The organism is Chitinophaga sp., from assembly GCF_035564935.1.
Classification (GTDB): domain Bacteria; phylum Bacteroidota; class Bacteroidia; order Chitinophagales; family Chitinophagaceae; genus Chitinophaga.
The window spans coordinates 1-7,442 of the sequence record NZ_DATMTE010000645.1; the positions used below are offsets into that span (position 1 = coordinate 1).

Here is a 7,442-nt window from a genome sequence, read left to right on the forward strand (position 1 = left end):
TTGAATATTGGTACAGGCAACAAAAGATTGGCTTTCTTGAAAAGTATAATGAAACTATTATTACATCTGAAATCGATATACACTGCTCCATTATCCTTCATTCAGAGAATACAATGAAACACCACATCATTTCCTGCTTCCATAACCTCAGCAGGTCCACCGCCGAAAAACTCAAATCTTATTAGTATTTTCATACCAATATTCCGACATGAGTATGAAAAATATTATCTATTCCTTTATTATCCTTGTTACAGCTTCCGCCTGCAGTACAAGGAATCATCGCCCCGGGCTGCCCCGGCTAACCGCTATCAGCATCCAGGGCGATCATATTCCCCGGTATACTTTCCGGTACGACCAGCAGGGCAACCTGGCCGAACTGGTATGCCACCGGCAACAGGACGACACCAGCATCAGTGCCTTCTCCTATGATCGCTCACACCGGATCACAGAAATGGTGCTATCGGACCGGGAAAATAATATCACGGAAATAAAAGAACGCGCCAAAGTGACTTCCTGGGATAACGACGGCAACATTGCCACCGTTCAGTATTTTGACGCCCGCGAACGCCTGCTGCGCGTAGCGAATATTCGCTGGAAGAACGGCGTACCCGCCGCCATGAAATATTCCGATTCCACGCAGGCCGTAAGCTGGAATTATGATTCGGAACATCCTGTCAGAAAAGACATCAGCATTGATAGTTTCGCCGGTAAAAAAGAAGACACCCTGGTTACTTTAAGAACCACGAAGTACGAATGCGATGATTCCATTAATCCATTACATCCGTTGATAAACCATCTGCTGCTCTGCCACGCGGTGTCGCCGGTGGTAAACCCTTCCCCGCAGGGTGATTTATCAGATGCCTTTTTGCACCTGAATACCCACAACCCTTTTCTTGTAAAGATCACCGAAAAAGAAAAAACCCGCTGCCAGGAACATTTGCTGGAATACGAACGCTCCACTACTGTTCAGTATGCCTACTACTACAACAGTGGCCGGCAATACCCGGCAGGTGCATGGGTACATTTACACAGCGAAGGGTTCACCAAACTGGGGAGCGATAACCATTTTGCACTGCAATATCAATACGAATAGCGCGTAATTGGTGTTTTTTCATTACCTTTTAGAAGATGAAAATCACTGACCGATTAAAGGCGATGCCGGTTACGCTGGCGTTGATCGGCATAAACGCATTGGTGTTTTTTTACACCACACTAACAGGAATGAATATATGGTGGGGCGATGGCACCCATCTGCTGCATGCCGGTGCCAATTACTGGTCTCTAACCATTGAGCAACATCAGTACTGGCGGTTATTCAGTAGTATGTTCCTCCATGCAGGGCTGGCACATCTTTTCACCAATATGCTGGGATTATTTATCGGCGGCATGTTCCTGGAACCGGTATTACGCAGTTTCCGTTATGGCCTGGCCTATGTGGTCACAGGATTAATATCCGACTATGTCAGCATCTGGTATCATAAAGGCGCAGTAGGCGTAGGAGCATCAGGAGCCATTTTTGGTATTTACGGCGTGTTCCTGGCGCTGCTAACCACTTCCCTCTTCCCAACCGAAATACGGAAGGCATTCCTCGCTTATATCGGCTTGTTTATAGCGCTGAATGTAATTGCGGCGGCTGTTTCACAAGGTGTGGATAACGCCGCACACCTGGCGGGCTTTTTAAGCGGTACCCTTACCGGGTATCTCTTCTTTTTTACATTAACCAAAGCAGACGGAGAAAGACTCACCGGCTGAGCCTCTTCCGGAATGCTAATTAGTTACATTTGTACACTCAAACGCAACAAAAAAGATGATGAATAAATTATGGTGGCTGCTGTGTGCATGCGCAATAATGATATTGAGCTGCAAAAACAAAACAGCAGACAAAACCAACACAGCTGCCAACGATTCCACACCTCCTGCCATTAATAGCATTCCGGACGATACCGTTCAGCTGGGTAATAAAACCCTTTTCGTATACTTTATCGAAAAAGCAGATTTCGATAAATTTCCGCTGGCCCCTGTTGATTCCAACGAAACAGATGTACTGGCAAAAGATTCCCTTGTAAAAAGAGAAGGCAATAAACTGACCATCCGGCTGGAAAATGGAAAACAAAGGATCATGGCCAACAATAACAGCGACGGCGAGGACTATATAGGCTATACATATGCCGGCAACTACGCATCGATCAAAAGAAAAGGCTTTTTTGTTTCCTACTACGAAGGAAGCGCCTTCGAACTGGTGAATACCCTGAATGGCGATTCCCAGGTAACCTGGTCTGCCCCGGCAATTTCACCGGATAAAAAATATATCCTCACTGCGTCAATGGACCTGGTAGCGGCTTTTGACCCAAATGGATTTCAATTGTTTTCAGTAAACGGCAACGACATAAAAGCGGCGGGAGAAGCCAGTATTGACGACTGGGGCCCTGGCCTTGTACACTGGATCAATAACAAAACCATTCTGTCTGAATACATTACCATTGATGAAGAAGGGAATACACAAATCCGCTATGTAAAAATGGTAATGCAATAACAGTATTCAGTATATTTAGAGAGAGATCAACAACATCAAATCCACGCCTCATGAAAAAACTGTTCACCGCGGGTTTATTTATGGCACTGGCTTGTTGCTATACAGCCTTTGCTACACCTTCATCAATCACTACGGCATTCCAGGCGCCCACCATGAATATAGAAGGTACCGCCAGCTCCATTGTCAGTAAACTGGATAAATCGCTGAAGCTAACAGATGCCCAGAAGCCACGGCTGCTCAATATTGTAACCAGTTACCTGCGACAAAAGGTCAATATCCAGCCCTTACAGCAAAGCAACCAAAAAGCGTATACTACCAAGATGAACAGTATGCAGAATGGATTACATGCCAAACTGAAACCGCTGCTCACCCTGTCACAATACACGGAGTTCCTGGGATTGAAGCCCAAAACCTTTGATGATACGAATGTTTTATCGCAGTTATACTACTAAACAAAAGAGCTGTTTAAAGAAACTTTAAACAGCTCTTTTGCTTGTATTTTTCTTCAGACAATAATCTGCCTGTCGCGCGCTATTACACGCCAGTTAGCCGTTACCGCATTACGTGCAGCCACATAGGCCTTTTCATATAATGCCACCGTGGGACAAATATGTTTTGGTACACCATAAAACACAGTACCCACCGGGTATAAGGAAGCATTCGATACCTTCAATACCAGGTGCTCTTCACTTTGTGACTCCGGCACGGCTTCCGGTGCATTCAGGAATTGTACCCGTGGCTGGGGATTTTCCGCTGCCACCGATTTATGGCCAAGGTCAATACAGATATGCTGATCATCAATCACTGAAATCACACGGCTGATCACGAGGGCTGCCCATTGAAAAGGTTGCTCAGGCAGGTTGGCCGCGTACCCCGCGTCCCAGAATACAAAGGTACCCGGACTACAGGTAACACCTTTCCTTGCCGCATGCACCGGGAAAGTAGGCGTGCCGCCTGCAACAATGTCCGGCTGCGGAAAACCATTATTTACAATCGCCTCCGCCAGTGCAGCAACGGGCGCATAGGCCGCATCGCAGCGTTCTTTTCGTACAGCCATATCCGTGTCATGCAGGTGACCGTCGTAGGCGTGCAGCCCTACCGGTACCACTCCCGGTAATGTATCCAGGTATTTATATAATGCCAGTGCTTCCTGCCCCGGCTTAATACCAGTGCGGTTCATGCCTGTATTCAAATCCACATACACTGGTAAACGACGCCCCTGTACAGAAAAAACCGTACTGATAGCCAGTGCGGCATCAACGTTATCAACAACACAGGAAAAAGCAGTTTGCGGATACTTTTGCACCAGCTCCAGTAAACGTACGATCTTAGGTCCTACCGGCTGATAAGCCATTAATGCATCTCCGGCGTTTATCATCCCCAGCATCTCTCCTTCCGCAATGGTGGCAAATTTAAATCTTGTTATTCCTGCTTCCATGATCAGCTGCACTACTTCGGCGATCTTACTCGTTTTTACGTGTATACGTAACCGTTGTACATCATCGATCATTGTTTTTAACAAAGAAATATTATCCTTTATCCTGTCTTCATAAATAACAATCGCCGGAGAATCAACCTGCGCTGCATTTGTAAGCTGATACCATTCCATATGGAAATATTTTAAGTTATCATTGCAACTACGTATACCCTTTCAGGTTATACGAACAAACTAAGGATCAAACACCCGATCAAACCTGTTATTGATACAATGGTTTCCATTACCGACCAGGTTTTGATTGTATCCTTCACAGTTAAGTTAAAGTATTCCTTGAACATCCAGAAACCAGCGTCATTTACATGCGAAAACATCAGGCTGCCGGCACCGGTAGCCAATACCATCAGGTTGGCATTTACACCGGAAGCAGCTATCATTGGCGCAACAATTCCGGCAGTGGTGAGGCCGGCCACCGTTGCAGATCCTATGCACACCCTGATGATGGCAGCAATACCCCAGGCAAGAACTAACGGATGCAGGTGCATATTCTGCAATGTGGCAGCAATGTAACTGCTCACTTTACTGTCGTGCAGCAATTGCGTAAGCGCACCGGAACCTCCTATTACCAGGATAATAACGGCTACATCACGCACGGCATCATCCATCACCACCATTACTTTTTTGGGGGGCATGCCTCTTCTCAATCCAAGTAAATACATGCCATTCAGTACAGCCAGCAACATCACTATTAATGGATCTCCCAGCCAGGAGGCCAACCTGAAAAGAAATGTACCTTCCGGTATCCATAATTTCATTAAAGCGGTAACTGCCAGCAAAAAGACCGGCAGCAACGCAGCAAAAAGACTTACAAACATGCCCGGCAGCTGCTCCTCAGGGATGGGAGGCGCTACAAACATTTGCCCGGGAGGATTGGTATAGTGTTTCAGGAAACGCGAAAACACCGGTCCCGCCAGGATGATAGCAGGAACTGCTACCATAAAGCCATACAACAAAGTAAGCCCCATATTTGCATGGAACTGCTGTATCAATGCAGTTGGAGAAGGATGCGGCGGCAAATATCCATGTGTAACAGATAACGATGCCAGCATAGGAATACCCAGGTATACTACCGGCAATTTTGTACGCGATGCTACTGTAAAAATCAGGGGTACCATCAACACAAAACCGATGTTATAAAATAAAGGGATACCTACTATAAAACCCGTTAACATCAGCGACCATTGCACATATCTGGGCCCGAACAGGTTCATCAAGCCGCCTGCAATTTTCTGTCCTGCCCCGCTTTCCGCTACCAGCTTTCCCAGCATACTGCCAAAAACGATAACAACAATCAGGGAGCCCAGTGTTTTACCAATACCTGTTTGAATAGACTGCGTGATGTCTGCTACGTTCATATGCAACGCCAGTCCCATCAGCAAAGACACTATAAGGAAAGAGAGGAAAGTATTTAAACGCCACCAGGCTACCAGTACTACCAGCAAAAGAATGGCCGCAATAACAATTAATAAGGGCATACAGCTGTTGTTTTACATGAACATGGAAAACAACAAGATAATAAAATATTATTCGTATCTCAAGGCAATGATAGGATCTAATTTAGAAGCCTTATAGGCAGGGTATAAACCGGAAACGAGCCCTACTGCCGCACAGATGGACACGCCCACAAAGATCCAGAACCAGGGCACAATAAAGGAGGATTTTAATAAAGCAGAAACGATATTCCCCAGGAGCATTCCCACAAATACACCGATCAATCCCCCCATCACACTGATAATGATGGATTCATACAGGAACTGGGTACGTACCACATGACTGGTAGCGCCCAACGCCTTAGTGACGCCTATTTCGCGCGTTCTTTCCGCTACAGACACCAGCATAATATTCATCAATCCAATAGCAGAACCAAACAATGTAATAAAGGCTATAACAATGGCAAAGAGGTTTACCTTTCCCAAACTTGAAAAAAGCATTTCGGCAATACTATCACTTTTGCTGATCTCAAAATTATCTTCTTCATTGATATTCAACCCGCGTATGATACGAAACAGCCCTGTAGCTTCTCCCTGGGCAGCATCCATTTGTTTAATATCCTTCACGGCCACTGCAATCTGGTAGCTGGCATTGGGGCGGTTAAATACCCTGCGGGTATTATTTACCGTGGTGATCACCACATTATCGGCGCTCATCATTTTACTGCTGCCTTTTGACGCCAGTACACCTATCACACGGTAGCGGATATCGCCCACCCGGATGGTATTGTTCACTACATTCTTTAGCTGCTTGCCAAAAAGCTTTTCCGCCACATCAACCCCAAGGATCGCCACATTCCTCCCGGATTGCACATCCAGCTGGTTAAAGTCGCGCCCCTGTGAAATTTCATAATTGGAGATCTGGAGATAGTGTTCATCACCTCCTATTACCTGTACATTGGGATTTGTTTTCTTATCATCCTTGTAAACGGTAGCAATACCGGTAGCCTGGAAAGACACGCTAACGGTAGCAGGAAACGTATAACGGTCGCGGAAAGCCACCGCCTCCTGGTAAAGGATAATTTTATTGCTGTTGGATTTCTTGACCTTTTTTATATTCTTGTTCCCTTTGGAAGCTTTCCTGTCGTCGTCCCCGATATGCACCTGCATCCCGCGGTTGCGGATAGAGAAACTGTTGGCGCCCATACTTGCAAAACTGCTGTAGATGCTACTCTTCATGCTGTCAATTGCCGTAAGGATCCCTACAAGTACGGTAATACCCAATGCAATGATAGACACAGTAAGACCTGTGCGCAACTTGTTGCTGGTTACAGAACGGTATGCCAGGGAAAAAATATCTCTTGATTGCATAATAACGGGTTACCTATAAAGTTAACGTAATATACCTATTTAATCCATTCAATTTGGGATGAACGGCGGGTAGTATAAAAGAGAAGACCGAAGCGGATGGATTAAATCGCTTCGGTCTTTCCGGTTATTTTTATAAGCTAACAGCTTTTACAGCCAGCATAATAGCAGGTTCGGGAACAGGCCCAACACCAGTACCAGGGCAATAGCCAGTACCAGGGCAGCTTTAAAGCCACCGGAAACAGCTTCCACTTCCGGTTCGCCCTGTTTAAAATACATAGCGATGATGACCCGGAAATAATAGTATACGCTGATGGCAGCGCACAATACCGCGATGATCACCAGCCATAAAATATGACCGTGTTCAATGGCTGCTGATAAAACAAAATATTTGGCAAAGAAACCGGCGGTTACCGGGATACCCGCCAGGGAGAACAGGAACACTGCTACCGCACCGGCCAGTAAAGGCTGTTTACGGGCCAGGCCGTTGAACCCTTCGAAGGTATAATCTTTCAGTTTCATCAGCACTGCAAACACGCCAATGGTAGCAATACTGTAAGCGGCAGCGTAAAGGATAATTCCCTCTGCCCCCCTGTTATTCATGGCTACCACGGCA

9 protein-coding genes are annotated in these 7,442 nt (G+C 46.0%); 5 read left to right on the forward strand and 4 right to left on the reverse strand.

Annotated elements, in window-relative coordinates; genetic code table 11:
* From VN105_RS16450 to VN105_RS16470, 5 genes are all read left to right on the forward strand, one after another.
* Positions 1–185: hypothetical protein (locus tag VN105_RS16450; RefSeq protein ID WP_325642618.1), on the forward strand; the 185-nt coding region annotated here is incomplete at its 5' end.
* 29 nt (positions 186–214) lie between these two features.
* Complete coding sequence (locus tag VN105_RS16455; RefSeq protein ID WP_325642619.1) at positions 215–1,093, forward strand: hypothetical protein; 879 nt, start codon at positions 215–217, stop codon at positions 1,091–1,093.
* Between the two features lie 35 nt (positions 1,094–1,128).
* Positions 1,129–1,752, forward strand: a complete 624-nt coding sequence (locus VN105_RS16460; RefSeq protein WP_325642620.1) for a rhomboid family intramembrane serine protease — start codon at positions 1,129–1,131, stop codon at positions 1,750–1,752.
* Positions 1,753–1,807: 55 nt separating this feature from the next.
* Positions 1,808–2,533 carry a hypothetical protein gene (locus tag VN105_RS16465; RefSeq protein ID WP_325642621.1) on the forward strand — a complete coding sequence of 242 codons (726 nt, stop codon included), beginning with the start codon at positions 1,808–1,810 and terminating at the stop codon, positions 2,531–2,533.
* A 50-nt stretch (positions 2,534–2,583) separates the two neighbouring features.
* Complete coding sequence (locus VN105_RS16470) at positions 2,584–2,985, forward strand: hypothetical protein (RefSeq protein ID WP_325642622.1); 402 nt, start codon at positions 2,584–2,586, stop codon at positions 2,983–2,985.
* Positions 2,986–3,038: 53 nt separating this feature from the next.
* Here the strand turns inward: VN105_RS16470 and VN105_RS16475 are convergent, their stop codons facing one another.
* The 4 genes from VN105_RS16475 to VN105_RS16490 form a co-directional block, all read right to left on the reverse strand.
* A complete protein-coding gene (locus VN105_RS16475) occupies positions 3,039–4,142 on the reverse strand; it encodes a D-TA family PLP-dependent enzyme (protein ID WP_325642623.1) in 1,104 nt (367 codons plus the stop codon).
* A 47-nt stretch (positions 4,143–4,189) separates the two neighbouring features.
* Entirely contained in the window at positions 4,190–5,503 is a 1,314-nt protein-coding gene (locus tag VN105_RS16480; protein ID WP_325642624.1) for a gluconate:H+ symporter, read from the reverse strand.
* A 48-nt stretch (positions 5,504–5,551) separates the two neighbouring features.
* Complete coding sequence (locus VN105_RS16485; RefSeq protein ID WP_325642625.1) at positions 5,552–6,829, reverse strand: ABC transporter permease; 1,278 nt, start codon at positions 6,827–6,829, stop codon at positions 5,552–5,554.
* A 147-nt stretch (positions 6,830–6,976) separates the two neighbouring features.
* A partial coding sequence (locus VN105_RS16490; protein WP_325642626.1) for a proton-conducting transporter membrane subunit occupies positions 6,977–7,442 on the reverse strand: 466 nt, incomplete at its 5' end.

Excerpts from the sequence above, each read along its gene's own strand:
- VN105_RS16455 (WP_325642619.1), top strand. The coding sequence starts at position 215 with ATGAAAAATATTATCTATTCCTTTATTATCCTTGTTACAGCTTCCGCC.
- VN105_RS16460 (WP_325642620.1), top strand. The coding sequence starts at position 1,129 with ATGAAAATCACTGACCGATTAAAGGCGATGCCGGTTACGCTGGCGTTG.
- VN105_RS16465 (WP_325642621.1), top strand. The coding sequence starts at position 1,808 with ATGATGAATAAATTATGGTGGCTGCTGTGTGCATGCGCAATAATGATA.
- VN105_RS16470 (WP_325642622.1), top strand. The coding sequence starts at position 2,584 with ATGAAAAAACTGTTCACCGCGGGTTTATTTATGGCACTGGCTTGTTGC.
- VN105_RS16475 (WP_325642623.1), bottom strand. The coding sequence starts at position 4,142 with ATGGAATGGTATCAGCTTACAAATGCAGCGCAGGTTGATTCTCCGGCG.
- VN105_RS16480 (WP_325642624.1), bottom strand. The coding sequence starts at position 5,503 with ATGCCCTTATTAATTGTTATTGCGGCCATTCTTTTGCTGGTAGTACTG.
- VN105_RS16485 (WP_325642625.1), bottom strand. The coding sequence starts at position 6,829 with ATGCAATCAAGAGATATTTTTTCCCTGGCATACCGTTCTGTAACCAGC.